This window comes from Neisseria sp. HMSC056A03 (assembly GCF_001815685.1).
GTDB lineage: Bacteria > Pseudomonadota > Gammaproteobacteria > Burkholderiales > Neisseriaceae > Neisseria > Neisseria subflava.
Window position 1 is genome coordinate 1 of the sequence record NZ_KV821604.1, and the last position, 404, is coordinate 404.

A 404-nucleotide genomic window follows, 5' to 3' on the forward strand; every position below is an offset into this window, starting at 1 on the left:
TTGGCTTGTGCTTATAAGTACAAACGACAGAAAACTTGCCTTGAGCTGTCGAAATCTGCCTAACGCCGTCTTCCTTACACTCCCCACCTGAGTTATATTCGGACTTTTTAACTTTAAATATATTCACATATTTAGATTGCCAGTCTTTGTTTTCTCCCCCCCATAAATCATGATTAAAATAACCCTGACAAAGCCCCTCAAAACTATAATGTTGAGTGAATTTAATCCCCTGAATAGATTCTCCCCACTGATTTTTAAATTGGGAGAAAAATTTTTTACAGACAGCCGATGGATTATCAGAAATTAAAGTAGTAGAACCGTTATTAATCGAATAAACTATGTTATAGTCATTTTCGCCATGCGATCCATCACCGCCGGAGCTACCACCACCACCGGAGCTACCA

At 38.9% G+C, this 404-nt stretch carries 1 protein-coding gene; it reads right to left on the reverse strand.

Translation table 11 applies throughout. The annotated features are described in order from the left end of the window. Positions 1 to 404: hypothetical protein (locus HMPREF3052_RS11735; RefSeq protein ID WP_168165938.1), on the reverse strand; the 404-nt coding region annotated here is incomplete at both ends.